This is a genomic window from Macrococcoides bohemicum, assembly GCF_003259675.1.
Lineage (GTDB): Bacteria > Bacillota > Bacilli > Staphylococcales > Staphylococcaceae > Macrococcoides > Macrococcoides bohemicum.
Genome location: NZ_PZJG01000006.1, coordinates 121,254 through 146,783, shown reverse-complemented (window position 1 = coordinate 146,783; position 25,530 = coordinate 121,254). Strand labels below are relative to the sequence as shown.

32 protein-coding genes are annotated in these 25,530 nt (G+C 34.0%); 10 read left to right on the top strand and 22 right to left on the bottom strand.

Annotation, left to right across the window (positions count from 1 at the left end; genetic code table 11):
• Positions 1–17: 17 nt before the first annotated feature.
• Complete coding sequence (locus BHX94_RS10205; protein WP_111746426.1) at positions 18–1,010, top strand: metal-dependent hydrolase; 993 nt, start codon at positions 18–20, stop codon at positions 1,008–1,010.
• A 26-nt stretch (positions 1,011–1,036) separates the two neighbouring features.
• Here the strand turns inward: BHX94_RS10205 and BHX94_RS10200 are convergent, their stop codons facing one another.
• The 8 genes from BHX94_RS10200 to BHX94_RS12890 form a co-directional block, all read right to left on the bottom strand.
• Positions 1,037–1,900, bottom strand: coding sequence for a hypothetical protein (locus tag BHX94_RS10200; protein WP_111746424.1), 864 nt, complete (start codon positions 1,898–1,900; stop codon positions 1,037–1,039).
• Positions 1,901–1,909: 9 nt separating this feature from the next.
• Complete coding sequence (locus BHX94_RS10195) at positions 1,910–3,442, bottom strand: ATP-binding cassette domain-containing protein (RefSeq protein WP_111746422.1); 1,533 nt, start codon at positions 3,440–3,442, stop codon at positions 1,910–1,912.
• Between the two features lie 11 nt (positions 3,443–3,453).
• Positions 3,454–3,774, bottom strand: a complete 321-nt coding sequence (locus tag BHX94_RS10190) for a YfhH family protein (RefSeq protein WP_165983397.1) — start codon at positions 3,772–3,774, stop codon at positions 3,454–3,456.
• A complete protein-coding gene (gene recX, locus BHX94_RS10185; RefSeq protein ID WP_111746420.1) occupies positions 3,771–4,565 on the bottom strand; it encodes a recombination regulator RecX in 795 nt (264 codons plus the stop codon). Before recX ends, BHX94_RS10190 begins: the two co-directional genes overlap by 4 nt.
• A 57-nt stretch (positions 4,566–4,622) precedes the next feature.
• The gene (locus tag BHX94_RS10180) at positions 4,623–5,342 is read right to left on the bottom strand and encodes a glycosyltransferase (protein WP_111746418.1); all 720 of its coding nucleotides are present in this window, start codon (positions 5,340–5,342) and stop codon (positions 4,623–4,625) included.
• A gap of 434 nt (positions 5,343–5,776) precedes the next feature.
• Complete coding sequence (locus tag BHX94_RS10175) at positions 5,777–6,292, bottom strand: type 1 glutamine amidotransferase domain-containing protein (RefSeq protein WP_111746416.1); 516 nt, start codon at positions 6,290–6,292, stop codon at positions 5,777–5,779.
• 90 nt (positions 6,293–6,382) lie between these two features.
• Entirely contained in the window at positions 6,383–7,762 is a 1,380-nt protein-coding gene (gene rlmD, locus BHX94_RS10170) for a 23S rRNA (uracil(1939)-C(5))-methyltransferase RlmD (protein WP_111746414.1), read from the bottom strand.
• Between the two features lie 11 nt (positions 7,763–7,773).
• A complete protein-coding gene (locus tag BHX94_RS12890; protein WP_096075943.1) occupies positions 7,774–7,932 on the bottom strand; it encodes an SE1561 family protein in 159 nt (52 codons plus the stop codon).
• A gap of 134 nt (positions 7,933–8,066) precedes the next feature.
• Between BHX94_RS12890 and yfkAB the strand changes: the two genes are divergently transcribed.
• Together yfkAB and BHX94_RS10160 are read left to right on the top strand one after the other, a co-directional pair.
• Positions 8,067–9,191, top strand: a complete 1,125-nt coding sequence (gene yfkAB / locus BHX94_RS10165) for a radical SAM/CxCxxxxC motif protein YfkAB (protein WP_111746412.1) — start codon at positions 8,067–8,069, stop codon at positions 9,189–9,191.
• Positions 9,192–9,320: 129 nt separating this feature from the next.
• Positions 9,321–9,839: a helix-turn-helix domain-containing protein gene (locus tag BHX94_RS10160; protein ID WP_111746410.1), complete on the top strand. Its 519-nt coding sequence runs from the start codon at positions 9,321–9,323 to the stop codon at positions 9,837–9,839.
• Between the two features lie 33 nt (positions 9,840–9,872).
• Here the strand turns inward: BHX94_RS10160 and BHX94_RS10155 are convergent, their stop codons facing one another.
• The 4 genes from BHX94_RS10155 to BHX94_RS10145 form a co-directional block, all read right to left on the bottom strand.
• A complete protein-coding gene (locus BHX94_RS10155; protein WP_111746408.1) occupies positions 9,873–10,397 on the bottom strand; it encodes an acyl-CoA thioesterase in 525 nt (174 codons plus the stop codon).
• 143 nt (positions 10,398–10,540) lie between these two features.
• On the bottom strand, positions 10,541–10,714 hold the full coding sequence (locus tag BHX94_RS12885; RefSeq protein WP_170120826.1) for a hypothetical protein: 174 nt from the start codon (positions 10,712–10,714) through the stop codon (positions 10,541–10,543).
• A 55-nt stretch (positions 10,715–10,769) separates the two neighbouring features.
• On the bottom strand, positions 10,770–12,005 hold the full coding sequence (locus tag BHX94_RS10150) for an aminopeptidase (RefSeq protein WP_111746406.1): 1,236 nt from the start codon (positions 12,003–12,005) through the stop codon (positions 10,770–10,772).
• A 26-nt stretch (positions 12,006–12,031) separates the two neighbouring features.
• Positions 12,032–12,229 carry a DUF1128 family protein gene (locus tag BHX94_RS10145; RefSeq protein WP_111746404.1) on the bottom strand — a complete coding sequence of 66 codons (198 nt, stop codon included), beginning with the start codon at positions 12,227–12,229 and terminating at the stop codon, positions 12,032–12,034.
• Positions 12,230–12,409: 180 nt separating this feature from the next.
• On the opposite strand from BHX94_RS10145, the gene BHX94_RS10140 reads away from it, so the two are divergent.
• Genes BHX94_RS10140 through BHX94_RS10130 form a run of 3 tightly spaced genes read left to right on the top strand, consistent with a single transcriptional unit; the run spans position 12,410 to position 14,369 of the window.
• Complete coding sequence (locus BHX94_RS10140) at positions 12,410–12,715, top strand: YtxH domain-containing protein (protein ID WP_096075937.1); 306 nt, start codon at positions 12,410–12,412, stop codon at positions 12,713–12,715.
• A gap of 33 nt (positions 12,716–12,748) precedes the next feature.
• Positions 12,749–13,777, top strand: coding sequence for a YihY/virulence factor BrkB family protein (locus BHX94_RS10135; RefSeq protein ID WP_111746402.1), 1,029 nt, complete (start codon positions 12,749–12,751; stop codon positions 13,775–13,777).
• Positions 13,778–13,796: 19 nt separating this feature from the next.
• A complete protein-coding gene (locus BHX94_RS10130) occupies positions 13,797–14,369 on the top strand; it encodes a beta-class carbonic anhydrase (protein ID WP_111746401.1) in 573 nt (190 codons plus the stop codon).
• A 47-nt stretch (positions 14,370–14,416) separates the two neighbouring features.
• On the opposite strand, the gene BHX94_RS10125 is transcribed toward BHX94_RS10130, so the two are convergent.
• From BHX94_RS10125 to map, 5 genes are all read right to left on the bottom strand, one after another.
• Positions 14,417–15,040, bottom strand: coding sequence for a response regulator transcription factor (locus BHX94_RS10125; protein ID WP_111746399.1), 624 nt, complete (start codon positions 15,038–15,040; stop codon positions 14,417–14,419).
• Position 15,041: 1 nt separating this feature from the next.
• Complete coding sequence (locus BHX94_RS10120) at positions 15,042–16,064, bottom strand: sensor histidine kinase (RefSeq protein ID WP_111746397.1); 1,023 nt, start codon at positions 16,062–16,064, stop codon at positions 15,042–15,044.
• Entirely contained in the window at positions 16,061–16,756 is a 696-nt protein-coding gene (gene liaF / locus BHX94_RS10115; protein ID WP_111746395.1) for a cell wall-active antibiotics response protein LiaF, read from the bottom strand. Before liaF ends, BHX94_RS10120 begins: the two co-directional genes overlap by 4 nt.
• Before the next feature lie 15 nt (positions 16,757–16,771).
• Positions 16,772–17,122, bottom strand: coding sequence for a hypothetical protein (locus BHX94_RS10110; protein ID WP_111746393.1), 351 nt, complete (start codon positions 17,120–17,122; stop codon positions 16,772–16,774).
• A gap of 102 nt (positions 17,123–17,224) precedes the next feature.
• Entirely contained in the window at positions 17,225–17,980 is a 756-nt protein-coding gene (gene map, locus BHX94_RS10105) for a type I methionyl aminopeptidase (protein WP_111746391.1), read from the bottom strand.
• 167 nt (positions 17,981–18,147) lie between these two features.
• Here map and BHX94_RS10100 point away from each other — a divergent pair, with 167 nt between their 5' ends.
• Positions 18,148–19,143, top strand: coding sequence for an FUSC family protein (locus tag BHX94_RS10100; protein ID WP_111746389.1), 996 nt, complete (start codon positions 18,148–18,150; stop codon positions 19,141–19,143).
• Between the two features lie 29 nt (positions 19,144–19,172).
• Here the strand turns inward: BHX94_RS10100 and scdA are convergent, their stop codons facing one another.
• From scdA to murT, 4 genes are all read right to left on the bottom strand, one after another.
• Positions 19,173–19,850, bottom strand: a complete 678-nt coding sequence (gene scdA, locus BHX94_RS10095) for an iron-sulfur cluster repair di-iron protein ScdA (protein ID WP_111746387.1) — start codon at positions 19,848–19,850, stop codon at positions 19,173–19,175.
• Positions 19,851–19,917: 67 nt separating this feature from the next.
• The gene (locus BHX94_RS10090) at positions 19,918–21,051 is read right to left on the bottom strand and encodes a TIGR04053 family radical SAM/SPASM domain-containing protein (protein ID WP_111746386.1); all 1,134 of its coding nucleotides are present in this window, start codon (positions 21,049–21,051) and stop codon (positions 19,918–19,920) included.
• A gap of 222 nt (positions 21,052–21,273) precedes the next feature.
• Positions 21,274–22,002, bottom strand: coding sequence for a lipid II isoglutaminyl synthase subunit GatD (gene gatD / locus BHX94_RS10085; RefSeq protein WP_111746384.1), 729 nt, complete (start codon positions 22,000–22,002; stop codon positions 21,274–21,276).
• Positions 21,995–23,314: a lipid II isoglutaminyl synthase subunit MurT gene (gene murT, locus BHX94_RS10080; RefSeq protein ID WP_111746382.1), complete on the bottom strand. Its 1,320-nt coding sequence runs from the start codon at positions 23,312–23,314 to the stop codon at positions 21,995–21,997. The genes gatD and murT overlap by 8 nt, the downstream gene beginning before the upstream one ends.
• 176 nt (positions 23,315–23,490) lie before the next feature.
• On the opposite strand from murT, the gene BHX94_RS10075 reads away from it, so the two are divergent.
• The 3 genes from BHX94_RS10075 to BHX94_RS13210 are packed head-to-tail and all read left to right on the top strand — an operon-like array spanning position 23,491 to position 24,407.
• On the top strand, positions 23,491–23,994 hold the full coding sequence (locus BHX94_RS10075; protein WP_096075924.1) for a ferritin: 504 nt from the start codon (positions 23,491–23,493) through the stop codon (positions 23,992–23,994).
• Entirely contained in the window at positions 23,981–24,205 is a 225-nt protein-coding gene (locus BHX94_RS10070) for a hypothetical protein (RefSeq protein WP_111746380.1), read from the top strand. The genes BHX94_RS10075 and BHX94_RS10070 overlap by 14 nt, the downstream gene beginning before the upstream one ends.
• Positions 24,138–24,407, top strand: coding sequence for a FeoB-associated Cys-rich membrane protein (locus tag BHX94_RS13210; RefSeq protein ID WP_111746378.1), 270 nt, complete (start codon positions 24,138–24,140; stop codon positions 24,405–24,407). The genes BHX94_RS10070 and BHX94_RS13210 overlap by 68 nt, the downstream gene beginning before the upstream one ends.
• On the opposite strand, the gene BHX94_RS10060 is transcribed toward BHX94_RS13210, so the two are convergent.
• A complete protein-coding gene (locus BHX94_RS10060; RefSeq protein ID WP_111746376.1) occupies positions 24,351–25,436 on the bottom strand; it encodes a YkvI family membrane protein in 1,086 nt (361 codons plus the stop codon). The genes BHX94_RS13210 and BHX94_RS10060 overlap by 57 nt on opposite strands.
• Positions 25,437–25,530 lie beyond the last annotated feature (94 nt).

The window sequence follows — 25,530 nt, the reverse complement described above, 5'->3', positions numbered from 1 at the left end:
TGAAAGGGATGATTCATATGGATACAGCTACTCATGTCGTTATGGGCGTTGCACTTGCAGGATTATCAACGATTGATCCGGCAGTTACAACAATGTACCCTGCTATCGTTACAACAGTGATGGTCGGAAGTCAGATTCCTGATATTGATACAGTGCTAAAATTTAAAAATAATGCCGTATATATCAATAACCATAGAGGTATTACACATTCAATTCCATTTACATTGATGTGGCCAATCCTCATTACAATTTTAGTGAGTTTTATCTTTAAAGAAAATCAATATTTCCATATATGGTTATGGGCACAAATTGCCGTCTTTCTGCACGTGTTTGTTGATATCTTTAATTCATATGGGACGCAGGCACTAAGACCGCTGACGAAGAAATGGATTCAAATTGGCATTATCAATACGTTTGATCCCATCATTTTCTTATTGCATATTGGTGCAATCACTTTGTGGTACTTTGGTGGAAATCCCGTTTATATCTTTACGAGCTTAATTATTATACTAGTAATCTACTATATCATTAGACGTATACTTCAACAATCGATTAAACGTGCAGCCATTAAATTGATACCGAAAGACGAAAGAATTATCAAAACTTTCGTTGCACCTACGATACGTTTCTTTGAGTGGCGAGTAGCCATCCAGACAAATACACATGATTACATTGGTCGTAGTTATAAGCGTTCTGTTAACTTCAATGACCGCTTTAAACGTGTACCTTTTCCAGAAGCAAAATATATGCAGGATGCAAAGAATGATCCTAATTTTAAAGCATTCATTAATTTTAGCTCAATTTACCGCTGGACAGTCACAAAAACAGAAACTGGCTATGAACTGCGTTTTATTGATTTACGTTATTTAAAGAAAGGACACTATTCTTTTGTAGCCATATTAGTACTAAATAAAGATTACAAGGTAACACATAGTTACACCGGATGGGTGTTCTCTGAAGATAAATTACAAAAAAAATTATTACGCGGCCGTGTAAAAATAATAGAGTAAAAGATGCAGTATTCGCATCTTTTACTCTATTTTTTATTTTTTATTTTGCTGAAGTTAATTTTTCTTACGTTCAGTTTATTGTCTTTATTCTTAATGTTATCTTCATTATCAGTCATCACTGATTTATTGACATTGATTTCATCCTTTAGAATTTTGTAAAGGTAGCCAAACCACAAGTAAATTAATATAAGTTCGAAGATGAAAATCATCTGACTCGGTAAATTAAGAAAAGGTGTTGTTCCTAATACAACAGACTCCTCAATACCATTCACTACAAAATAAAATGGATTAAGCTTTAATATGTTTACAACAAATTCAGGTAAATCTGATGGAATCCATAAAATAGGCACACTAATAAAAATAACCGCCAAAATCCCAATGATAATCCAGCGCATATTACGAATTAAATGTGACGTTAAAGCAAGTAACGTACATATTGGCATCAATAATAAAAATGTTAACAATGAAAAGTACATTATACACAGAAAACTTGTATCCATCTCTACTTTATTTGTCGCTGAAATAAGCAACAGCATCAATAAAGATAATATAAACAACAAGAAAAAATTAATAATCTGAACCGTCGTTAATACATATGTCGGTGTATTTGTAATATTTAGCATAAACCCTCTTGTCTGTAACATCTTCATTGAAAAATATACAGAACATGCGATCCAGAAGAATACTAAATAACCAGAAAGCGACCATACTTTAGATATTTTTTCAATCGGCAGACTTTCGGTAATATTGAGTAACAAGAAAGTCGCTGCGATTAATAGTAGGTTAATCAATAACCAGATAGAATAAAGCTTTTGGTTATAGTAAATCTCAATTAAAGCATTTTTAATTGTATGTGGAATATATTTGATTGTGTTTAATAATTCATTCATGATTCACACCTACATTTGAATATATAGCCATTCATTCTTCGAAAAGTCCGCAATGCCATATCCCTCTCCAATTTTTACGATCCATTCATCTGATTGAATGCCAAATTTCTTTTTTAAGCCTGCTGCATTTTCAATCGGAAAACTAATACCGTTCATATAATTGGTATCGTTAAAGTGCAGATTAATTTTATTCTTTGTTAATTTAACTTTATATCGATCTTTTGTTTCCGGATATAACTCTTTATTGATTGTTGCATGGCTTTTGCCTAAATAACTATTAAAGAATTCTCTAAAGTTAACATAGTTACCATACATATAATCTTCTAGCTCACTATACGTATGCTCATCATACAGTGCAGCTGGATTGATAAAAGTAATATCTTTTTTATTAACATCCATTGTGCTGCCCGCAAAATCTACTCTGTAAACTTTTTCATTTAAGCCAGAAATCGTTAGTATTGTATTACCTGGTAACTTAACATCTTTTGATGTATTTGTAAGCTTCGTTTCTTTATTTGTTACGCCGAATGCATATTTATCGATATATTCTTTCTTCGGCTTTTCGACAATACTACTTTCCTCAGTAGCAGTAATTTTACTTGGTACACCGATATTATTCAATAATAATACGAACATTAGCGCAATACCAAACAGTATTAGCGCACTCATAGTAAGCAGCTTTTGTAGACTTTCATCTACAATAACGCTACCATAACGTTTTATGCGACTTAATTTATCACCTTCATCATGATCAAGTGATCTGGCCATCTTATAATTCAAGTCAAATAGTTCTCTTTCACTCTCATTACGGCAACTATTATATTCTTTAACATATATATTATATAGTGGAATAATTTCAGCTGGCGTACCAGACTTTCTCACCTGTCCATGACTCATCCAGGTAATATAATTTGCTTTAGAATGAATAAAGTCAACATCTGACTCAATTAATACGATTGATTTGCCTTCCTTAACAAGTAAATCAATCACCATGCCAAATTTTTCTTTAAATACATCATCAAGATGTTGATATAAATCATCAAATATTATAACGTCCGGCTTTAAAAAATAAGCCAATGCTATCATTAACTTAGAGCGGTCAGATGTCGTTAAATCATTTGTTGATTCTTTCTCCTGATCTTTTAAACCACTAAATTCGAGGACATGTTTACGTTTTTCATTAAATAAATTTAACGGAAGATTATAAGATAAGAAGATAGATTCAATCAATTGCTTAACTGATGATTCTCCATCAAGAATATGGTTATGACTCGCTAAAAAAGTCGGATGATCGTTTTTTACACGTCCTTCATTTGGTTCAACAACTTTCGATATTAATTTACCAATGACGGATTTCCCAGAGTTCGGTAGCCCGATTAAACCTAAAATCTCTCCTTTATAGAGATGTATCGTAACATCTTTAACTTCCACATGATGGTTTTTAGATTCAGGCATAATAATATCTCTAAACTTCGAGAATCCACTGACATGACGGAAGTATTTTGTAACATTTACCAGTCTCACTAAAATATTATTTGACATTTTTATTCTCCTTAAGCATCAAGCTGTAACAGAGCCAAAGGTATCCCTTCTTCATCTAATTGGGAACCTAATCTGAATCCCCACGCAAATACGCCTTTAATGCGCTCAACTTTAAAGTATTCTTTCTGATTTCCGATCAATTGATACACTTTACCGATTTCAACCTTTTTTGTATCAACCATATAGCTCTCTGCAATTAAAGCTTTACGCATCCAGACTTCATATTCATTTACAATCCCCATCGTCTCAGCTTTTCTTGCTTTTTCACGATAAGTACCAACAATCTCACGTAATTCATGTTCATTCATTTCGATTAATTTTTTCTCATTCACTCGAGTCCACTATCCTTTAAACGTTCTATTATTATATCGTATTCAAAACCTTTTCTCATCATGCTTTGAATGACTTTTTGCTTTAGTTCAAAACCTTCATGTTTACGCGCTAAACGATTGACTTCTTTTTCAAGATTTTTGTGAAGGGCATCTTCGTTTGATTCCATTTTAACATTTTTTAAAGCATCATTTGCAATATCCAAATTATAACCTTTTTGAATCAGAGTTTGCATTATTTTTTGTTGAATCATACGTGCGGATTGCTTTTTTTCGTACTTTCTTGTTATTTTAGCAGCAATTTTATCTATTCTTTCATCAGTAACTTCAGTTTCGAATTGATATGAATATTTATCGATTAAATTTTGCTCTACACCAAGTTCCTTTAATTTCTGAGCGAAGATAACAGGGCCTTTATCAGTCGTATTTAGCATTGTATTCATAAAGCTGACACAATAATCCTCATGATTAATATAACCATTCACTTTACAATAATCGATTGCTTTGTCTATCGCCTGTGGATTAACTTCTATCTTTATCAAATAATCCCGTACTTCTTTTTCAGTTCGCTTCTTATAGGATAAATACTGAATTGCTTTATTGACAGCTACACGATATCCATCATATTCACCAATTTTAATCAGCATTTCATCTGTAAGCACTAAATCTTTCTTCAAATTAAAATGAACGTAAGTAGCAGCATCTATACCTGCAAAAAATTCACCATTGATATATAAGTTAAAGCGTTCTTTATTATTTTTCTGTACTTCTATTTTGGTGATTTTTTTCTCCATCATAAAACCTCCATAAAAATAACGCTAAATAAATATTTAGCGTTAACCTTATACATATTATAACCCACTTACAGCTTCATTATATTGCGTTTGATCAATAAATTTCTGATCCATCATCTTTTGTAGTGTTTCTTTTGTACGTGTCTTTAAAGCAGTGTCTGATTGATAAGCTTCTGGATGGTAAACAGATGGTGCGTTAATACTGCTTGCCAGCAAGGCACTTTGGAGTACTGTTATCTGAGGGTAATATTGATTTTCTTTATGTGTACTGACATTAAAATCTGCGTTCGCAGCACTTTCAATATTATAATGATTATTACCAAAATAAATGGAATTCAAATAATAACTCATAATCTGATCTTTAGAGAAGTTATTCTCTATACGCTTTGCGACGACAACTTCCTTAATCTTTCGTGAAATAGACTTTTCATTATCAAAGAAGTACGTCTTCGCAAGTTGCTGGGTGATTGAACTACCACCTTGTGACGCTTCTCCGTTTTTGATAGACACGATAATGGCACGTGCAGTACCAAACCAATCTACTCCGTCATGCGTATTAAATCGTTTGTCTTCAACAGCGATGAAAGCATTCTTAACATAAGGTTGCATATCTTTAGTCGCGACGTAAGTTTGCTGTTGCTCAATTGCTCGAAGTTCACTGATATCGACCTGAAAGCCTTTATATACATTAAAACCGACATATAATATCATTAAAAGTATTGGAATTAATAAAATAGAAAAACAACCACAACCGCATCCACGTTTCTTTCTTCTCAACTGTAAGCACCTCTTTTCTTAATTTCATCTTACCACCATGGTTAAATGTTTGGAATTAAAAGAAGCAGTAAGTGCATAAAATCAGTCTTGGGTTGTATGAGGAGGTGTTGGTTTTTATGCTAGCGATATTTTAGGTTTATCGCTAACACCTCTATAATTTCGTTCCTTTTCCGTGACTTGCTAGCAATATTTTAGGTTTATCGCTAGCATCTCTATAATTTTGTTCTTTTTCCGTAACTTGCTAGCGATATTTTAGGTTTATCGCTAGCATCCCTATAATTTCGTTCTTTTTTCGCTACTTGCTAGCGATATTTTAGGTTTATCGCTAGCATCTCTATAATTTCGTTCTTTTTCCGTAACTTGCTAGCGATATTTTAGGTTTATCGCTAGCACAAAAAAACCAGCCAACAAATGCCAGCTGGTAAAAATCTATTCTATTTTAATAATGCTAATGATTCACGGTTAAAGTCTTCTAAATCATCAGGTGTACGAGATGTTACGATATTGCTATCTACAACAACTGATTCGTCTACTACTGTTGCACCTGCATTTTCGAGGTCTTTACGCACTGATAAGAAACTTGTTAATTTCTTACCTTTTAATAAATCTGTATCGATTAATAATTGCGGTCCATGACAGATAGCAAATACAGGTTTTTCAGCTTGAACGAAATGTTTCGTAAATTCACCGAAACGACCTTGCTCATCTCCACGTAACATATCAGGTGAGAAGCCACCAGGGATAAGTAACGCATCGAAGTCTTCAGGTTTTACATCACTGATTGCTTTGTCGACTTGAACTTCTGTATCTTCAGATTTACCTTTTACAGTACCTGTTTCCTTACCGATTACAGTAATTTCATGTCCTTCATTCTTAAGGGCCTCAACCGGGCTCGTATATTCTACGTCTTCAAATAAATTATCTAGTACTACTGCGATTTTCTTACTCATAAGATAAACTCCTCCTAAAATCGTTATAGTATTGTTTACCCCTCTTTGAAATGATAAAACATCCATATTAAATTATTACGAATATATTTATTATTTCCCTAGTTTTCTTTTACGTGTAAGTTTCACTACCGCTTCCACTTGCGCTGTTTGTGGGAACATATCTACTGGCTGAATATACTCCACCTGAAATGCTTTCGTTAAATGCGCTAAGTCTTTAGCAAGTGTTGATGGATTACAACTTGTATAGACGAATGTCTTCGGTTTGATTCCATTGATTAATTTAATGGTTTCTTCAGATAATCCTGTTCTTGGCGGATCCACTGTTATTACATCTGGATAGAAGCCTTCTTCAATCCATTCATTTAATTTCTCTGATGCATCACCAATTTCAAACTTACAGTTATCTTTGTTGTTTGCAGTAGCGTTATAGATGGCATTAACGATTCCATCTTCATTCGTATCCATTCCACGTACTTCTTTGGCGTTGTCCGCTAACCAGATACCAATCGTACCTGTTCCACAGAATGCATCAACAACATTTTCTTTGCCTGTCAATCCTGCAGCACGTTCTACTTCTTTGTAAAGTACAACGGTTTGTTTCGGATTTAACTGGAAGAAGCTTTCTGCTGATAAGTCATACACGTGATCTTGTAACGTTTCACGAATCGTCTCATCACCAGCAATAACGATAGTCTCATTGCCCATTACAATCGATGTCTTCTCTTTATTGATATTTAATGCAACACCTTTAACACCAGGTAAACGCATCACACGTTCTGCTAACAAGTCCTGCTTCTTTAAATCGCGCGTATTTGTTACGAAGACTACTTGCAAGTCCCCAGTCGCAAGTGCTACACGGGTAATAATATGTCGAACGCCAACATCACGCGAAGGATTTTTACAAACTTCTATATTCAGCTCACTCATAATCTTCTTGATTTCATTAGTCGTCTTCATCGTACGATCATCTTGTACGATACATTCATGTAAATCAATCAAAGTATTAGAATGCTCTTTATATAGTCCTGCACGAATTTTTCGTCCTGATTTCTCCACTGGGAATTGATTTTTATTTCGATAGCCAAATGGATTTGCCATGCCTAATGTATCTTTAATTGTATCAAGCTTAACGTGTGGTGCGTATTTAGTAATAGCATCTTCAACGATCTGTTTCTTATATTTCAATTGACCATTATATGAAAGATGCTGTAATTGACATCCACCACATAGATCAAATACATTACACGGTGGTTTCACACGTTCTCTTGATTTTTCACGAATCTTAACCATCTTCGCTTCTAAATATTTATGATTAATATCTGTAACTTGTGCCACGATTACTTCGCCAGGTAATGCCCCTTTAACAAATGTAATCTTCCTTTTAAAATAACCTATTCCCTCGCCGTTTATACCGAGTCTTTTAATTGTTAAAGGAAACTGCTGACCGATCTTTACTTGTATATCTGCCATAACTTATCTCCTTATTGTTGAATAGATTTTACTTTCTGTTCTAACTGATCAAGTAACGCTAACCATTCATCGATATCATGAATATCTGTCGTTTCAGGGTCTACTGAATCAATCGTCTCCATAAAATCATTTAATTTTACTTTAATTTCTTCTAAAGAATCTTTAGTCATAATGTGCTCCTTTTTTATTCTATGAATGTATTCATTATGTAACAGATTCCTTAAACTTTCAATGTATTTATTATTGACAAACATTCTCACACGTTCATAATAGAAAAAGACGATTACTGGAAAGAAGGCTAAAAATGATACAATTGAAAGACAAAATTTCAATTCACAATGATCCTTGGGAAGCATATAACGACGTTGAAAAATATGGTGAAACGAAACTTTCAAACATTGAATTTACAACGACCACATTATGTAATATGCGTTGTGCACATTGTGCTGTCGGTTATACATTGCAATTAAAAGATCCGGACACAATTGATATGAAGACTATTTTCAAACGTCTGGATGAAGTTGAACATCTCTCTACTTTAAGTGTTACAGGCGGAGAGCCGATGTTCTCAAAGAAATCAATTAAAGAAACGGTTATTCCAATTTTAAAATATGCCCAGAACCGTGGTATCTATACACAAATGAATTCAAATCTAACGATTAATTATGATCGTTATGAACCGATTATTGACTTAGTCGATGTCATGCATATTTCTCATAACTGGGGTACAATCGATGAATTTGCAGAAGTTGGTTTCCACGTAATGGATAAGAAGCCCCCACTTGCTGCACGCTATAAGCTCTATGAACAGATGATTGAGAATTCACGTAAATTATCTGAAGCAGGCATGTTTGTCTCCGCTGAGACGATGTTAAACAAAAACACATTACCATATCTCGAAAAGATACATAATGAAATCGTAAATGATATGAAATGTGCTCGTCATGAAGTACATCCGATGTACCCATCAGACTTTGCGAGCGATTTAAATGTACTAACAACTGAAGAAACGAAAGCTGCAATCAGAAAGCTACTTTCATTTAGAGACCAGGAAACTTGGATGTTATTCGGAACGTTACCTATTCTTCCTTGTTCATTGGATAAAGATGATTTATTATTCCTGGAAGAAGTAAATAACGCTAAAAATGTTACGGTTCGTAATGATCCGGATGGGCGTTCAAGATTAAATGTTAACGTATTTACCGGTGATGTAATTGTGACGGACTTTGGCGATGAGACGGGCACAATTGAAAATATTAATACGACGTCACTTCAAGATATCTATGATAAGTGGAAAGTAAGTGCGCTCAATCAATCCCTAAATTGCCACTGTCCAAAAGTGAAATGTTTAGGACCGAATCTACTCGTTAAAAATATGTATTATCCGAATATTGATTTTAAAGCAAATGAAATTAGGATGAATCAATAATGATGTCTCATTAAGACCCATTGCGGGTCTTTTTTTATAAATAATTAGTTTTTTTGAAATATTCTTATTATTTGATGCTAATTTTCATGTATAATGATATATAAAGTATATTTTAGGGGTGTTATTCATATGACAATCGGGGAAAAGATACGAGAAATTCGAAAGAAACAGAATAAAACTTTAAAATACATATCGGATGAAACCGGCGTTTCTATCGCTTTTCTTTCACAGTTAGAAACAAACAAATGCAGCGCAACGATGGCATCACTCAGAAAGATTGCAGATGCATTAGAAATTCATCCAAGCTATTTCTTCCATACGACAACTGTTGAAAAGATAGAAGTTGATGCTTCAGAACTTACGAAATCATTTACATATCAAAATTTATCAAACGGCGTACCTGGCGCATTTACACCAATTCGCGTTGTATTACAGCCTGGTGCGAGTCAGGATGATTCGAGTCAACATGCCGGTGTTGAATTTATTTACTGTATCAAAGGAACTTTGACGCTTACAGTTGGTACTAAACGGTTAGAATTACAGCCTGGCGCATCTTATATGTTTGATGCACACGAACCTCATTACTGGGACAACTTTACTGATGAAGAAGTTGAATTTTTAGTAGTGAATGAGATACATAAACAATAAAACGAATCCGGAAATCAATCCGGATTCGTTTTTTTATACTTCAATATTTTTCTCGAAGAAATTTAATAGTTCTTTACTTTTATTTCTTCTGCTTTTACGAAATTCTGCACGTTCTTTCCCTGTTTCATTCAGCCAAACTTGATCTTCTGTCTCCGCAATGACTTCAGGTACAACGACCGGTTTATTATTTTCATCCAATGCCACAAAAGTCAGGAAACTAATTGCGGCTAAATGTTTTGTCTGCTTGATAACATTTTCTGAAATGACCTGTACACAAACTTCCAGAGAAGACGTACCTGTATAAGTCACTAACGCTTCGAGTGTGACTACTTCACCAGGACGTATTGGCTTTAAAAAGTCAACTGAATCCGTACTTGCCGTTACTACTGAACATGCACAATGTCGCGTTGCCGCAATGCTTGCCACATCATCAATTAATGTCATGAGTTTTCCACCGAATAATGTATTATGATGGTTCGTATCAGTTGGGAAGATTTGTTTCGTCTTTACTGTCTTTGATGCATTCATCGTCTTTTTTAATCGCTCTGTCATCGTCATACCTCAATTCTATTACTTTATTTAATGATTAAAGTCTTATTTAGTATATGCAAGATTACAATCTGTTTCGAGCTAACGGTAATCTTCCTTTGTCGCCAGCACAAAAAATAAAAAGAGATAGAAATCTATCTCTTTAAAAGTTATTAATGTAAATCGTCTGCAAAAACTTTCTTTTCTAAAGCTTCTTCAGGTGTATCAATAATATCTGATTCTCTTGAATCAAGTGCATTGATTAAAGCCATCATAATAAATCCACCGAAAGTAAAGATCACAAATATGAATGCGATAACTACTAACCACATCATAGGTACTGACATGACCATCCTCCTCTTATATCAATAATAATATCATCATATCACTTTATTTTAAAAATTAAAACGCCCAATTTCCATTTACAAAGATTGCTTCTTCTTGTCCGTCTGCTGTAATGCCTGAAATATTCATTTCAGCAGAACCGACCATAAAGTCTTCATGTGTGATGGAATTGTTTAAACCGTGTGCTGCTAGCTCTTCATCATTCATTTCCTTACCACCTTCGATACAGAAAGGATAAGCTGAACCTAATGCTAAATGACAAGATGCATTTTCATCAAATAAAGTATTATAGTAAAGAATCTTTGAATTTGAAATTGGTGAATCATGTGGAACTAATGCGACTTCACCTAATCTTTTTGCGTTCTCATCTGAGTTTAACAATCCTTCTAAAATATCTTTACCAACTTTCGCATCAAAGTCAACGACGACACCGTCTTTAAATGTTAAAGTAAATTCATCGATAATGTTGCCGCCGTAGCTTAACGGTAATGTGCTGGATACTGTACCGTTAACTTCATCTTTGTGAGGCACCGTAAATACTTCTTCAGTTGGCATATTTGCCATGAATGACGTACCATCTTTATTGATACTAGAAGCACCACTCCAAATGTGTCCTTTCGGAAGTCCAACTTTTAAGTCAGTTCCTGGTGCTGTATAATGCAATGCCACATAAGCTTTCTGATTTAAATAGTCTGCTTTAGTATGCAGATTATCATTATGTTCAACCCACGCCTGAACAGGATCTGCTTCATTCATACGCACAGATTCTAAAATAGCATCTAATAATTTATCGAACGCTTCAGCTTCCTCTAATTCCGGGAATACTAATTTTGCCCAAGCTGGTGATGGATATGCTGCAACTGTCCATGAGAACTGGTCTGATTGCATCATTTTCATATATTCTTTAAAGCCTGCGCCATAAGCTTTCATATTGGCTGCCACTTTTGCAGGATCTGCATCTTTTAAATTTTCTGGACTTGAAGAGATTAATGCTAATTGTGCTGCATAATCTCTGGCGTAATCCATACGCTCATCGATTAAATACTGTGGTACATTTTCAAATGCAGACTGATCACGATACTGGAAGTTTAATTGCGCCAAACGGTCATCAGCATAAGATACTCTAACATCACTTGATCCTGCTTTATAAGCTTCTTCTACGATTAAATGTACAAAATCTTTTGCATCGACTGTTGCACGAATAAATACACGCTGGTTCTTTTGAACGTTCATTCCGACTTTGACAAGTAATTCAGCATATTTTTGTAATTTTTCTTTTTTGTTGTAACTCATAAGTTATCCCCTTTTCTATATAAATATTATTTTCTTAGTTGTCCTAATGCATCTGTTAAAGCACTCATCTCACTTGGTGAAAAGCTATCTCTTTTTGATACCATCTCATGTATCTCTCTTAATTCATCAATTTTGTTATCGTCAATAGATTCAGGCTTTATAACACCGACATTTACTAATTTTAACTTTTGAATGATTTCATTGACCATTTGTTCTTTATTCATCGTTAGCACCTTCTCTTTCAAATTTCATACAAAATCTATTTTATCAAACAATTCAAAAAATGAATAATATAAAATTTTTTATTTTTGATATTTCTTTGTTTATCAATCTCAACAAATGGCTATATAATAATTAATAGGTGTGAAACACACCATTTCTTACAATTTAGGAGGAGAACAATTATGAATAACAAATTAATCCCTGCAACAATTGCTGGTGCTATTATCGGTGCCGCAGTATCAATGATTGATAAAAAGACACGTAGTTCGGTTAAAAATCAAGTTCAATCAACAAAACAAAACGGTATTACACCAGCTCCATCTACAAAAGCAAAAGCTAAAAATTTAAAAGATGAGTTATTATACTGGAAAGAAACAATCGATGAAATTCGTCGTAATAACCCAGAATTAGAACGTGCTATTTTAGATGCAAAAGATACGTTCATTCAAAAACGTAACCAGAAGAAAATCTCTGGTCCAAACGGATAATTTCTTAAATCAATTTAATAATGAGGTGGAAATATGTCGAAAGATAAAAAAAGCACCTCTAAATTTCTGACTCAGGCCGCTAAAGGTCCTGAGTCTAATAATTTGGAGGCTGAAGACAAAAACAAATTGTCTAACAAAGACGAGTATTACGTAAACAGTCAACGTTTTAAATCAAAACAAGCAAAAAAAGAAAATGAAACACTGTATGTTTCTAAAATTAATAAACCTGCAAAGTATAATCATGACGGTAATTTCCTAAACAAATTATTATTTAGAATTGGTAAAGATGACGCTGCTGGATTATCAGCACAACTTGCTTATTATTTCTTATTGTCTTTATTCCCAATGTTAATCTTCTTATTAACATTAATACCGTTATTTAATGTTTCGCCTGATACTATCACGAATATGATTGCAAAGAACGCACCAGGAGAAACTTCAAAGATGATTACAGAAGTTGTTACTGATGTCATGAAAAATGCAAACGGCGGCTTACTATCATTCGGTTTAATCGCTGCACTTTGGTCAGCATCTAACGGAATGACTGCGTTAATGAATGCATTCAATGTATCATACGAAGTTGAAGATGCGCGTAATCCAATCGTTGCTAAATTATTAAGTGTATTATTCACTGTAGTTATGGTTGTGGTATTCGGTGTGGCGCTTGCATTACCTGTATTCGGTGAACAAATTGGTAACTATTTATTCGGGCAGTTCGGCTTAGAATCACAATTTAAATGGGTATTTTCTTTAATTAAAGTAGTACTTCCATTAATTATTACATTTATCGTGTTTGTTACACTTTACGCAATTGCACCAAATATAAAATTAAAGTTTAAATCTGTAATTCCTGGTGCATTATTTGCGACAATTGTATGGATTGGCGCAAGTTTCTTATTCGGTTATTATGTAAGTAACTTTGGTAACTACTCTAAAACATACGGCAGTATTGGAGGGGTTATCGTCTTAATGTTATGGTTATATTTAACTGGTTTTATCATTATTATCGGAGCTCAAATTAATGCTATAATACATGAGAAGCAACTATCATCTCAGCAATAATAATGAAAGAGGGATTACATTGACTTTATTATCTAGTATGCTTGAATTCAACAAAAATTTTGTAGAGAATAAAAATTATGAGCAATATGCGACTTCTAAAGTCCCAGCGATGAAAGCTGTACTGTTAACGTGCATGGATACAAGATTACAGGAGTTATCAACTCAAGCACTTGGCTTAAAAAATGGTGATGTAAAAACTGTTAAAAATGCAGGTGCTACAATTACTCATCCTTATGGATCTACTATGCGTAGCTTACTTGTAGGTATCTATGCATTAGGTGCTGAAGAAATCATTATTATGGGTCATAAAGACTGTGGTATGGGTGCTCTTGACGTTGATAAAGTAAAATCAACGATGATAGGCCGAGGTATCAAACAAGAAGTGATGGATACTATCATTCATTCCGGTATTGATGTTGATCATTTTCTTGGTGGATTTAACGATGTTTATGAAAACGTCCGAGAAAACGTTAAACTCGTATACAACCACCCACTTTTCGATCGCTCAGTACCAGTGCACGGCCTCGTAATCGAACCGCATACAGGTGAAGTAGAATTACTGGTTAATGGATATGATCATGTAGAAAAATAACCTTTTAAAAAGAGTGAAATGCTTATTACAGCATTTCACTCTTCTTTTTATTCAATTAAATCATGCTGGAATGCATAGATGACCGCCTGTGTTCTGTCCTGTACTTCTAATTTACTTAAAATATTACTCACGTGAGTCTTAACTGTTTTAATTGTAATATGGCTAGCATCAGCGATTTCCTGATTAGAATATCCTTTTGCAATGAGTAAAAGGATTTCCTTTTCACGTTCAGTAAGCATTTCATGCAGTTCAGCTTTTTGATTCAGACGATATCTCATCTTAGCCATCACTTCTTTTTCAAATACTGATTCACCAGCATATGTCTTATAAATCGCATCACGAATTTCTTCTGCGCTGCTTGTTTTAAGAATATAACTGTCTACACCAGCATCTAAAGCGCGATAAACTTCCTTGTCTTCGATAAAACTTGTCAGCATAATCACTTTTACTTTAGGCATCCTGGCTTTAATTTGCATCGTCGCTTCAATACCATCTATTTCATCCATTACCATATCCATCAATACAATATCCGGAGAAAGCGTTAAGGTCTTTTCAATCCCTTCTTTGCCGTTACTCGCTTCTCCAACAATTTCGATATTCTCCTGCATGGATAAATAACTTGAAATACCGATTCTAACCATTTCATGGTCATCTACAAATAAAATGCGCATGTTATTCCTCCTTGATTGGGACTTTTACTTCTATGCGAGTGCCTGACTGTGGTGCTGAAATAACGTGACAAGTACCACCAATCTCTAAGGCTCTTTCTTTCATCGTATGTAACCCGTACCTCGTATCATCTACTTGATTAATGTCAAAACCTAAACCATCGTCAGTTACTCTCAATATAACTCGGTTACCTGCTCTAAATAATTCAATCGTAATATGCTCAGCTTTAGCATGTCGTAACGTATTGGATATTGACTCCTGAGCAATTCGAAAAAGATGATCTTCTACACCTTTTTCAAGTTTAATCTCTTCAATATCCGCATTGATATTTAATGGTATCTTTTGTTTCAATTCTTTAATAAGCTGTATTAATCCTTGTTCTAACGTTTTGTTTTTTAAACCGACTGGTCTTAAATGTAATAGCAATGCTCTCATTTCTAATTGTGATTCATGGAGCATCTTCTCTAATAGATTAAGTTGTTTGCTTATCTGTTCAGTATGATTTGCTGATTTTAAAGCAGATAGCATCATACTTGCCGCAAAAAGCTGCTGACTTACCGAGTCATGTAATTCTCTTGCAAGTCGCTGACGCTCCTCTTCTACAATTTGCTTCACAGTCTCTTCGTTTAATGTATGAACATCATTGATTACAAGCTGATTTTGACGTTTAACGTCTTCGATGATTGTACTTACATTTTCTAAAGTTTTCATGATTTCAATAACTTCTAAATCTTGATTTAAATTATCCAGTTTAATCTTCTCACCGTCACCAAGACGTGTTATCATTTCCTGAATATCTGAGTACTGCTCATTTTGGCGATATGCAAGTATCGAACCCATAATAATACAGGCGAGTATTACGATAACATTTAAAAACAATATAGCCGGTACTCCAACGATTTGTGTATAAAACATACCTTGAAAGTAGATGATATTTACAAAAATACGATCTAGCACGAAAAATATTACGGCTAGACTATAGGTAAGAATCAATAAAGATCCAATCATTCTCGTATAGTTATTCATCGGTACAGCACCTCTAAATCCCCTACTATAGATGATACAAAAAGTTTGATCACTACATTGTTAGGATATGCATCTGATTCGTAGGCCAATCGTTCATTTCGTGCCTTCTTAGTATACGCATCCTGAATATTAAGTTGGCCATACATCGTTGTATAATCCACTTTAACCTGATAGTGATATGGTACAGTAATGGTCGTTTTACCAATCATGTTGCGTACGACTACAATATTGGTCGCTTTAAGATTTGCTGCCTGACTTAAATCAATATTTAAATCACCGATAGCATGTTGCAGATTGATATCTTCAAATTTATAAACTTTGTCTGGCGTTGACTGAAAGCTAAACAAAGATTGTTTATTGATGATCATCTTATTATTTTCTGTCTGGATGACTTTCATCGGCTGACGTTTATAGATGATATATCTGATTGCAACGATAATAATGAAACTAAACAAAACGATTAAAGTATATGGATTAGATAGTAAACCAAACATCAACATGATTAGTCCAATCCATAATATGATAAGCCCGCGCAGATTTTCTTTCATGTTCTGGCTTAAGTAAATCAGTGCAATTGCTGCAACAATAACAAGCAGCATCCCAATTTTCACAAAGAATATATAATACAGGTTCGATAACAATATCAATGTAAAAAAGATGATTAATAACTCTGAGCTAACAATTTGTTTCACATATACACTTCCTCTTTATTTTACATTGGATAATAATAATATTTCATATTGTATATTTCTTTTTTCTTCTTCTAAGTTTAACAGTAATGATTCAATTTCATCAATATCATTATCAATCGTATTAAGTTTATTGATTAAAGGTTGACGATTGTTCTTTAAATGGTCTGTCGGTTTAATTTCATATGTTTCAAGCGTAATTTGTAGTTGTTCTTTTTCAGAAGTTAACAACTTTATTTCATTTTGTTTTATGTTTTTCAATCCATTAATATCGGCTAATCGTTTATAGGCAGATGCCGTTCTAAAGTACATAAAGTTCTGAACGCAGGCTTTGACAGTATTATTTAAGTAATGTTTTATCTTTTGCATATTCATACCTCATTCGTTACGTAGTCTCATCATTATAAAAAAAATTCCACAAACATATAAGCGTCTGTGGAATGATTATTGACTACAACTAAAGTAGTATGATTAATCTTCTAATTTTGTAAGTAGCAATGGACCATCTTTTGTAACGACTAGTGTATGCTCGATTTGTGCGACAAAACTTCTATCTTTCGTCTCAAATGCCCACTCATCTTTACCGTCAGTAACAATTGTTGCTTTAGAAGAGATGAAAGGTTCAACAGCTAATACCATACCTTCTTTTAACAAAGTTTTATCCATTGGATCATAGTAATTCATAATATGCTTTGGTTCTTCATGTAAACTTTTACCGATACCATGTCCAGTTAGGTTTTTAATAACTGTTAAGCCATTTTTACGTGCTGTAGCGTTTACTGCACGTCCGATATTACTTAGTTTAGCACCAGGTTTAATCTTCGTCATCGCTTCATTAAATGCCATTTCAGCACAATCCACTACTTTTTGTTTCATAGGGTCATTAACCTCACCTACAACAAATGAAATACCTGTATCTGCATAATAGCCATCTTTACATGCAGATACATCGACATTTACTAAATCTCCATCCTTGATAACACGTGGTCCCGGAATACCATGTGCTACCTCTTCATTTACGCTAATACATGTGTATCCTGGAAAGTCATATTCAGTGATTGGCGCTGATTTAGCACTGTGCATCTCAAATAATTCTTTGGCAATATTATCAAGTTGTTTAGTTGTCATACCAGGTTTCGCCTGTTTCTTAAGTTCATCACGTATAAGTGCTACAATACGTCCAATTTCTTTAAGTCCTTGTAAATCTTTTTCTGATGTTACGATCATGTTTATCTCTTCTTTCACTTAAATTTATTCATATGATATGCTTAAATATCAATTAATTTCATACGAAGGTATTGATTAATTTGATTAATAACCATATCATATATTCGTCACTGTTTATTATAACAAAGATTAAGCAGTATACTACTTTTAAAAATTGGAATGATGAAATGAAAATAAAATGGACGAAAAAATTAATCGGTGCCCGAACGATTAAAACCGGGCTTGCAACCTTTTTAACTGCAGTAATATGTCAATTTTTTAATTTACCACCGATATTTGCAGTTATTACTTCAATCGTATCGATAGAACCGACAGCTCGCGCTTCTTTGAAGAAAGCATTTGTCAGATTTCCAGCTTCTATACTCGGGGCATTTATCGCTGTAATGAGTACATACTTTTTAGGAGACAGTGCTTTAAGTTATAGTATCGCTGCAACACTGACTTTGTTTGTATGCTATAAACTAAAGTTATATGATGGCATGCTTGTTGCCAGTCTTACTGCAGTAGCTATGGTTCCTAATATTCATCAGGATTTTGCATTTAACTTCTTTTCAAGACTAGCTACAACAACAATCGGTTTAACGACAGCAACTGTCGTCAATTTCTTTGTATTACCACCAAAGTATCATATGCAGATTGCGAGTCTTATGGATATATTGGAAGCAAAGTTAATGTCTATGCTTGTAAGGCGTTCGACTGAAATCAATGCTAATCTTGCTGATTTAAGCGGCACATTGCCAATCATGGAGCAAACAAATAAATTAATCGCTAAGATTGATACTTTACTGGCATACGAAAAAGAGGAACTACATTTTCATAAAAATTTAGAAATTGAGTACGAATTGACAAAGTTACGTCATCGACTTGATGTTAACCGTCTCATTCAACTGCATATCAATCATATGATACTCATTCCAAATGGGACGACCTTTGAAATGACAATAGAAGAAAAGAAAGCACTTAATGAATTAATGAAAGCTTTTGAGTCATTCGGTAAAGATCGCTCTTACCATCCCGATAAACCTTCGCTGAGTTTACTTAAAAACAGTGTGAAGCATTTAACTGAATTTGATGATAATCAAATGAAAAGTCATTACATTTATGAATTGCTGATGATAAACAGATTACTGAATGATCACCCAAACAAAAAGAAACAAGTCTAATTACGACTTGTTTCTTTTTGTTTGATTATCTATTTAATTCTTTCAAATAATATGTTATTTTCCAGATGTACATGTTGGAAAGTATCACGTTCAAGCATTGCTAGACGTTGGTATACCACTCTAAATGTACCACAAGCATCCATCGGCGGAGTAAAGTCGGATGTCATTTCACGCATGCGTTTTAAAATATTACCTGCACCGTCATGTTCTGTTTCAAGTTCAGCAATATGAGGTGTTAGTTTAGTCTTTAAATCATCTGTCGGATTGTTTGTATATTCGATGACAAGTGGAAATACAATGTCATCTTCATCTTTAGTGTGATCCAATAGTTCATCACGTAGCTTCAGTGTGAGTTCTTTAAGTTCTATTAGATGTGGATGACGTTCACCATGCACTTTTGCTACTTTTGTTACATAAGGCATTAAGTTCTTAAATTCTTCTGCAAGTGGTTTATGATATTTATTTTGAATGTAATTGATAAGCGCTGCATTATCTAAATACTGTACATCAATCGTTCCATCACTACCATTATCTAACGCGTTAATTTCTTCTAATAATACATCAAGCGGTTTACTTTTGTCGTTAATAGCTTCTGATAATGGGATATTACCCCCACAGCAAAAGTCGATACGGTTACTTCTAAAAATATCTGCTGATTTAGGCGATTGTTTTACGATATCTGAAACGAGCATTTCTTTAGTAATCATGTTAAATTCCTCCGATTAGTTTTAAATTTTTTATTCATTCAATTTTTTATAGGGATTTTTACTTTTCTTAATTAACTGTTTTCAACTTTCTTTGATGCTGTATCCAGGCTTTAGGCTGGTATACACAGAAAGGCTCCGATTCCATTAAATCTCCTGTTATGGCATACGCACGACTTCTTGAACCCCCACATACATATCTGAATTCACACATGCCACATTTACCTTTGAATAGATCAGGGTTACGCAAATTTTGTAATATTGGAGCGTTTACGTATATATCACTAAGTGATTTTTCTCGAATATTTCCACATGAAACAGGAAGCAGTCCACTCGGATAAACGTGTCCTAAATGTGATACAAATACAAAGCCATTACCATCGTTGACTCCTTTAGGGGCACGACCTAATCCATCAATCGTATTTATATCCATTGTTGTTAAACTGTCTTCATATTTAATTGCATCAAACGTCTCTGCCTTTTTCATTTCCCGAATCTGTTCCTGAAGTACGACGCGTCGATAATGTTGCGCAGAAGTCGTCTTAATACCAAATGAAGCTGTCTTACGTAATTTGTTTAAGAAACGAAATACTTCTTCGTGTTGTGCAGGTGTGACCATATCACTTTCTTGTCCGCGACCCGTAGGAACTAAGAAGAATACTGACCAAAGTACACATCCTAAATCTTCAACCATCTGAGCCATCTCTTCTAAATAATCGATATTATAACGACTAATCACCGTGTTAATTTGTAATGGCATCTTTAATTCTTTTAAATATTGAATCGCGTTCATCGTTAAATCAAAGCTACCTTCTGTTCCCCTGAAGTGATCGTGGATTTGTTTGTTCGGTCCATCAATACTGAATGCCCAACGAGATAAACCGACATCTTTTGCACGCTGCATATTTTCTTTCGTGACATTTGGTGTGGCACTCGGTGTCATTGAAACGCGAACGCCTTTTTCAACTGCATACGCTGACAATTCGAAAATATCTTCTCTCATCAAAGGATCGCCACCGGTAAATACAAGCATCGGTCCATCCATCTGTGCAATATCATCAACCAATGCTTTACCTTCATCCGTCGTTAATTCATATGGATTTCGATCAATTTGTGCTTCAGCCCTACAATGCAGGCAATGTAGTTCACAAGCACGTGTTACTTCCCAGATGACGATAAATGGTTTCTCGTTATAATCTATCAAACAAACCCCTCCCCGAAACTTATAAGTCGATTATACACCCAAAAGATATATTTTAAATACATCTTTAAAAGAGTTTGATAATTTGTCACAAGATTGTTGGGCGATTTCAGTATAGAATCGGCCCAAATCAATAGAAATGGGGCGGTTCCACAATAGAATCGGCCCAAATCAATAGAAATGGGGCGGTTCCACAATAGAATCGCCCCATAACAATTTTATATTTTATTTCTTGTCTTCCATTAATCGCTTTACAATAACTTGTTTCGCCGCTTCTTCCACACTATTATCGAGAAATACTTCAGGAAATGTCATACCGATACGCTCACATGCCTGTTTCAGAAGATAATCTGTAATCTCATGGTTTTTCGGTAAAATCGGCCCATGTAAATACGTTCCTAATAAATTCTTGTAATGAATGCCTTCTTTTTTATCCGTGTCGTTATTACCATAACCACTGACAACATTACCTAATGTATTGTAATCATGATATGTTCTCCCACCATGATTTTCAAAGCCAACGATTTGACCGAATGTTTCAGATTCAATCACGATATTTCCTGTTAAACGGTCTTTCTTAGATTCAGTATAGAAATCTAAAATATGTAGCCCTTTTAATTCCTGGCCATCTGGCGTAATATATTTTTCACCTAAAAATTGATAGCCACCGCAAATCGTTAGTGCTGGCATACCATCTTCGATTGCTGCTTTAAAATCATCTTTAACACGGAACAGATCATCAGTAGCAATCTTTTGTTCGCGGTCACTCCCTCCACCGATAAACAATATATCCCCATCGCTGATCTTAATGCCTTGTGTCGTATTAATATCTGTAACATTTACTTCCAGCCCACGCCATTTAGCACGTTGTTTCAATGCGATAATATTTCCGATATCTCCATATAAATTCAACTTATCCGGCATAAAGTGAAATACTTCAATTGCTCTATTCATTTCCTTTACCTCCTTCAAAGAATTGATTTAATGCCTGATGCATCGGTTCTAAAGACGTATAGTTTGGAATACACACTGTGTACTCAGATCGCTTCAATATTGTATGCGTTGCTTCTTTAATATTTTGGTTCACATGAATTTCTGCATCAATTTCTGCATACTTCAATCGCAATGCAACTTCTTCAGCTCGATTTCCTGTACACATTATATAAGGTATATTTTGACGTGCTAACTTTTCAAAATCAGCATCCCAAATCCATGAAATATCACGTCCGTCTGCACCATTATCATTTAATGCGATTAAATAGGATTTCTCACCTTCAATTTTTTCACCGACAGATAGGCTCGCATTCAATCCAGCTGGGTTCTTCGCTAAATTGATAATGGCTTGTTTGTTTCCTTTTTCAAAGTTTTGCATACGCCCATTATCGCTTGTGTACGTTAAAAATCCTTTTTCAATAGATTTGTCATTTAATCCGAGTTCACGTAAAACTGCGTAAGCTGCAATGATATTGAACACGTTAAAGTCGCCTGCAATCTTCATATTGAATGTATGTCCGTTAATCGTCGGATTTAAGAATGGTGTCTCAGTTAATGCTTCAACTTCATATTTCGGTGTATTTCGACTAAAGTCACACGTACAAGAATAATGTCCAATCTGATTATAATGAATCCAATCATAATGCAGCATTTTACCGCAGTTTGGACAATATTTACTTTCAATCATTGAACTTTCTTCAAAGTTATGAATATGATCTTTCATACCATAATATGTAACTTTATTACTAGCAATCTTTAAGCGTGAAACAAACGGATCATCTGCGTTTAAAATCAGCTCAATGCCTCGTCCTTTTATGTTGTCAGCGATTCTATCTACTAATATGTCTATCTCACCAAAACGGTCCATCTGATCACGAAAGAAATTCGTAAACACCATCTTTGTCGGTGTCATTTCTTTTAGTACTCGTGGGATAGATCCTTCATCTATCTCAATAATCGCTAGTTTTGTATCTTTTGAAGATTGTACGATAAAACTTGATGTAATACCGGCAGCCATGTTGGCACCTTCTGTATTATGAATAATATTAATATTATTTTGTTTCAATGTATGCCCGATTAAATTACTTGTCGTCGTCTTCCCGTTCGTCCCTGAAATAAAGACCACTTCATCAACTTCAGCACTTAGTTTCTTTAATATTTGCGGATCAATTTTACGCGCAATCTGACCTGGTAAATCTGTTCCGCGTTTACCTGCCATAATGCTTAATCGTCGTGCAGCTTTCGCTAAATTTTTAGCAGCAAATTTTTTCATAGTAACCTCCTGATTTCAACAATTTATTATATCATTTCATAAATAATTAGTATAAATATTTGTCACGAATAAATATAAAGACTATAAAACATTCCCCTTCATCCCATGGATATTATTATCTAATCTTTTTACATTATATTATAATGAATTTATCTTAGAAAATGGAGGGAATAAAGATGTTATCAACAGAATTGACTGCCGCATTAAATAAACAGATGAACGAGGAATTCGCAGCAGCACATGCTTACATGGCAATGGCTGCATATTGTGCTAAAGAAAGTTATGACGGGTTCGCTAACTTTTACGAACAGCAAGCTGCTGAAGAAAGATTTCATGGTACAAAAATCTATAATTATTTAAATGATCGCGATCAACATGCCAAGTTCTCAGAAATCCCTGCACCGAAGACAGAATTTTCTAGTGTTTTAGATACCTTTGAAGCAGGACTTGTACAAGAACAACAAGTGACTGCAAACTTTTATAATTTAGCGGAACTTGCTAAAAATGATAAGGAATTCTCAACAATCTCGTTCTTAAATTGGTTCTTAGATGAGCAGGTTGAAGAAGAAGCGATGTTTAAAAAGCATATCGATTACATCAGACGTATTAAAGATGATGCAAATGCGTTGTATTTATATGAGAAAGAATTAGGTAAACGTAACTTTAGTGAAGAAGAATAATCTGTTATACGCATTATTTGCTGGTGTATTCTTTAAAGAACATCAAGCACTTGTGGTACTTAGCCTTTATTTGATCGGTACTATCGTAGCATTGATGGTGAGCTTTATATTATCGGCAGATTATTTCTTTAGGAGGAAAGCTTATGTCAATACTTATCAATGTATTACTGTTCGTTCTAATATTTGGATATGCGACTTATACGCTTTATAAGTTCTTTAAGAAATCTAAAGCCGGTAAGTGCAACAGTTGTGATTTAAATGACAGCTGTGGTTGTGATAATCTTCATCAAATTAATTTTGATAACATAAAGAAATTAAGAAGAGAAACGAGATATAAAAATTCTCGTTTCTCTTCTTTATCTTTCAATATAGTTTTTCTTATTATCAAAATGAAATTTTATTGGTGCAATTAAGATTACTAATATCAATAGATAATTTAAATTTCCTAATATCGGATAGACTTTATTTACGAGCTTTGTGAAACCTACAAAACTTAATCCGAATCCGGCAAGTGTTGAAATAATATAAAATATTTTAAAACTTTTAGTATCCACAATTGTAAATCTAGCTGAAAATGAATAAAACATACTTAATGCCGTATTAAATATCATAACGAAAATAATTACTGACATTACAATTCCTAAAATCGGCGAAATTTCATTTACAATACCTAACATAGGTAGTGGTAAATCTTTTACGACTTCAATTTTAGCAAAGATTGCTAAATGACTTAAAATAATTAATATTCCAAGTACTAATCCCCCCAATAATCCTCCGATAGCTGCGGCTCTTTTATTATTTTCTGCACCACCTATAACGATTGCCATAGCTGCACCTAATCCAATATTCATTGAAACATAATTAGCACCAGCTATAATCCAATGAGGAAACGGTGATTGAACACTTGTAGCTACTTTATCTAAAGTTCCATATGGTGTATCTAATGTAATAACACAATATACTGAAATTACTAAAATCATTAAGACTAGAAATGGTGTAACGTAACCAATAATCTTAACAATAAAATCAATTTTTAGCATTCCAGCAATAATTACAACTATTGCCATTAAAGCTGTACCATATAATGATGGGATTCCAAATTGTTGTTCTAAGTTAGATCCTGCCCCTGCTAACATTACAACTCCAAAACTAAATAATGTAATGATAAGAACTATATCGATTATCCATGACAAAATCCTTCCTATAACAGGATAATTTGTGAATTTTTTTATCACAATCTTGTGGTCATCAGCATTTGTTTTACTACCTGCCCATACAAGCACCATACCGATATAACTAAATAAAATAGTTGATACAATTCCTCCTAATATTCCCATAGTTCCAAAGCTAGTGAAGTATTGCAATATTTCCTGACCTGATGCAAATCCCGCACCTACAATAACGCCTATAAATGCACTACTAATTTTAAAAACTTTCCTCATTTTTTCCTCCCTGATTAAATAAAAATTGTTTTAAAATTGCTTTTTAACTTAAATATATTGTAATATTCAGTCATATTATTAATTGTATTCCCTA

Coding starts and splice junctions, on each gene's coding strand:
- BHX94_RS10205 (WP_111746426.1), top strand. CDS start 18: ATGGATACAGCTACTCATGTCGTTATGGGCGTTGCACTTGCAGGATTA.
- BHX94_RS10200 (WP_111746424.1), bottom strand. CDS start 1,900: ATGAATGAATTATTAAACACAATCAAATATATTCCACATACAATTAAA.
- BHX94_RS10195 (WP_111746422.1), bottom strand. CDS start 3,442: ATGTCAAATAATATTTTAGTGAGACTGGTAAATGTTACAAAATACTTC.
- recX (WP_111746420.1), bottom strand. CDS start 4,565: ATGGAGAAAAAAATCACCAAAATAGAAGTACAGAAAAATAATAAAGAA.
- BHX94_RS10175 (WP_111746416.1), bottom strand. CDS start 6,292: ATGAGTAAGAAAATCGCAGTAGTACTAGATAATTTATTTGAAGACGTA.
- rlmD (WP_111746414.1), bottom strand. CDS start 7,762: ATGGCAGATATACAAGTAAAGATCGGTCAGCAGTTTCCTTTAACAATT.
- BHX94_RS12890 (WP_096075943.1), bottom strand. CDS start 7,932: ATGACTAAAGATTCTTTAGAAGAAATTAAAGTAAAATTAAATGATTTT.
- yfkAB (WP_111746412.1), top strand. CDS start 8,067: ATGATACAATTGAAAGACAAAATTTCAATTCACAATGATCCTTGGGAA.
- BHX94_RS10160 (WP_111746410.1), top strand. CDS start 9,321: ATGACAATCGGGGAAAAGATACGAGAAATTCGAAAGAAACAGAATAAA.
- BHX94_RS10155 (WP_111746408.1), bottom strand. CDS start 10,397: ATGACGATGACAGAGCGATTAAAAAAGACGATGAATGCATCAAAGACA.
- BHX94_RS12885 (WP_170120826.1), bottom strand. CDS start 10,714: ATGTCAGTACCTATGATGTGGTTAGTAGTTATCGCATTCATATTTGTG.
- BHX94_RS10150 (WP_111746406.1), bottom strand. CDS start 12,005: ATGAGTTACAACAAAAAAGAAAAATTACAAAAATATGCTGAATTACTT.
- BHX94_RS10145 (WP_111746404.1), bottom strand. CDS start 12,229: ATGAATAAAGAACAAATGGTCAATGAAATCATTCAAAAGTTAAAATTA.
- BHX94_RS10140 (WP_096075937.1), top strand. CDS start 12,410: ATGAATAACAAATTAATCCCTGCAACAATTGCTGGTGCTATTATCGGT.
- BHX94_RS10135 (WP_111746402.1), top strand. CDS start 12,749: ATGTCGAAAGATAAAAAAAGCACCTCTAAATTTCTGACTCAGGCCGCT.
- BHX94_RS10125 (WP_111746399.1), bottom strand. CDS start 15,040: ATGCGCATTTTATTTGTAGATGACCATGAAATGGTTAGAATCGGTATT.
- BHX94_RS10120 (WP_111746397.1), bottom strand. CDS start 16,064: ATGAATAACTATACGAGAATGATTGGATCTTTATTGATTCTTACCTAT.
- BHX94_RS10110 (WP_111746393.1), bottom strand. CDS start 17,122: ATGCAAAAGATAAAACATTACTTAAATAATACTGTCAAAGCCTGCGTT.
- map (WP_111746391.1), bottom strand. CDS start 17,980: ATGATCGTAACATCAGAAAAAGATTTACAAGGACTTAAAGAAATTGGA.
- BHX94_RS10100 (WP_111746389.1), top strand. CDS start 18,148: ATGAAAATAAAATGGACGAAAAAATTAATCGGTGCCCGAACGATTAAA.
- scdA (WP_111746387.1), bottom strand. CDS start 19,850: ATGATTACTAAAGAAATGCTCGTTTCAGATATCGTAAAACAATCGCCT.
- gatD (WP_111746384.1), bottom strand. CDS start 22,002: ATGAATAGAGCAATTGAAGTATTTCACTTTATGCCGGATAAGTTGAAT.
- murT (WP_111746382.1), bottom strand. CDS start 23,314: ATGAAAAAATTTGCTGCTAAAAATTTAGCGAAAGCTGCACGACGATTA.
- BHX94_RS10075 (WP_096075924.1), top strand. CDS start 23,491: ATGTTATCAACAGAATTGACTGCCGCATTAAATAAACAGATGAACGAG.
- BHX94_RS13210 (WP_111746378.1), top strand. CDS start 24,138: ATGTCAATACTTATCAATGTATTACTGTTCGTTCTAATATTTGGATAT.
- BHX94_RS10060 (WP_111746376.1), bottom strand. CDS start 25,436: ATGAGGAAAGTTTTTAAAATTAGTAGTGCATTTATAGGCGTTATTGTA.